General features: G+C 62.1%; 2 protein-coding genes. Both read right to left on the bottom strand.

The window, feature by feature from the left end:
- The coding region (locus UB90_RS22315; RefSeq protein WP_204166606.1) for an NAD(P)(+) transhydrogenase (Re/Si-specific) subunit beta at positions 1–869 on the bottom strand (869 nt) is incomplete at its 3' end.
- Positions 870–882: 13 nt separating this feature from the next.
- The coding region (locus UB90_RS22310) for a Re/Si-specific NAD(P)(+) transhydrogenase subunit alpha (RefSeq protein WP_065332090.1) at positions 883–2268 on the bottom strand (1386 nt) is incomplete at its 5' end.

The raw sequence follows: 2268 nt of genomic DNA, 5'->3' as shown, positions 1-2268 counted from the left end.
CCGCCAAGGATCACCGAGACAAACGAGCGGTTCATCGCCTTGCACATGATGTAGCTCAGGATCGCCCCCGAAGAGCCCACCAGCGCGCCGACCACGATCAACAGATCATTGCCAAGGCTAAAGCCAATCGCCGCCGCCGCCCAGCCGGAGTAGCTGTTCAGCATGGAGACCACCACCGGCATATCCGCACCACCAATGCCCATGATCAGGTGATAGCCGATGAACAAGGCCGCCAGCGTCATCAGCACCAGCGGCAGCATGCCGCCTGCGCCCAGATACCAAAACAGGCACAGAAGCGAGATCCCCGCCGCGCCGATGTTCAGGAGATGCCCACCGGGCAGTTTGGTCGCCGCCGAGGAGACCTTGCCCGAGAGCTTGCCATAGGCAATCACCGAGCCCGTGAAGGTCACCGCCCCGATAAAGACCCCAAGGAAGACCTCCACCCGCAAGATGTTGACCTCAATGCTGTCTTTCTTGGCCAAGAGGGCGGCAAAGCCTTCGAGCGTTTTGCGCGCGCCTTCGTCCATCGCCAGCACCCGGCCCAGTTCGATATGGGCGTTAAAACCCACCAGCACGGCGGCCAGACCCACCAGCGCATGCATGCCCGCCACCAGTTCCGGCATTTGGGTCATCTCGACCTTCGAGGCCAGCATATAGCCGATCACGCCGCCCGCGCCGATCAGCACCAGCGACAGGAACCACAGGCCAGAGCCCGGCCCGATGAGCGTTGCAAACACCGCCAGCGCCATGCCGGTAATGCCGTACCAGACCGCGCGTTTGGCGCTTTCCTGGCCCGAGAGCCCGCCAAGCGAAAGGATAAAGAGAACCGCCGCGACCACATAGGCCGCCGTCGTGAATCCAAAGTCCATGATCTCTCCTCCCTTAGGATTTCTGGAACATGGCGAGCATGCGCCGTGTCACGAGGAAGCCGCCGAAGATATTGATCCCAGCCATAAAAACGCTGAGGGCCGCGAGGAAAATCACCAGCCACGAGCCAGAGCCGATCTGCATCAGGGCACCGAGAATGATGATCGAAGAGATCGCATTTGTGACCGCCATCAACGGCGTGTGCAGGCTGTGCGAGACGTTCCAGATCACCTGAAAGCCGACAAAGACCGAGAGCACAAAGACGATGAAGTGCTGCATGAAGCTCGCCGGGGCCACCAGCCCAACGGTCAGCAACAACGCAGCCCCCACCGCCAGCAATGTGACCTGATTCTTGGTCTGCTGCTTGAAGGCCGCCACCTCCTGGGCGCGTTTTTCCTCGGCCGTCAGCTCCTTGGGTGGTTCGGGTTTCTTTTGCGCCGCAATGGCTTGCACCTTGGGCGGCGGCGGCGGGAAGGTGATCTCGCCTGCATGGGTCACGGTGGCCCCGCGGATCACGTCATCCTCCATGTCATGCACCACCTGACCGTCCTTTTCCGGGGTCAGATCGGTCATCATGTGGCGGATGTTGGTGGCATAGAGGCTGGAGGACTGGCTCGCCATCCGGCTGGGGAAGTCGGTGTAGCCGATGATGGTCACACCGTTGTCGGTGACGATTTTTTCGTCCCGCACGGTGCCCTCGACATTGCCGCCCCGCTCGGCCGCAAGGTCGACGATGACCGAGCCGCGCTTCATCGCCGCGACCATGTCCGCCAGCCAGAGCTTGGGGGCCTCGCGGTTGGGGATCAGCGCGGTGGTGATGACGATGTCCACCTCCGGTGCCAGCTCGCGGAATTTGGCCAACTGGGCCTCGCGGAATTCCGGGCTCGATACAGAGGCATAGCCGCCGGTAGCGGCCCCATCCTGCTGTTCTTCCTCAAAGTCGAGATAGACAAACTCGGCACCCATCGACTCGACCTGCTCGGCCACTTCGGGGCGCACGTCAAAGGCGTAGGTGACCGCGCCCAGCGAGGTGGAGGTGCCGATCGCCGCGAGGCCCGCAACACCTGCGCCCACCACCAGAACCTTGGCCGGGGGCACCTTGCCCGCCGCTGTGATCTGGCCGGTGAAGAACCGATCAAAGTTGTTGCCCGCCTCAATCACCGCACGGTAGCCGGCGATATTGGCCATGGAACTCAGCGCGTCCATCTTCTGCGCGCGGCTGATACGCGGCACCATTTCCATGGCGATCACGGTGGCGCCCTTGGATTTGGCGAGCTCCAGCCCTTCTTCATTGCCGCCCGGATTAAAGAAGGAAATCAGCGTCTTGGATTTGTTGAGCCGCTTCAGCTCGGTCTCATTGGGTGCGCGCACCTTGGCGATGATATCGGCGGCCTTCCACAG

The organism is Tritonibacter mobilis, from assembly GCF_001681715.1.
GTDB classification, from domain to species: Bacteria; Pseudomonadota; Alphaproteobacteria; order Rhodobacterales; family Rhodobacteraceae; genus Epibacterium; species Epibacterium mobile.
This window is presented reverse-complemented; position numbering and strand designations above follow the sequence as displayed.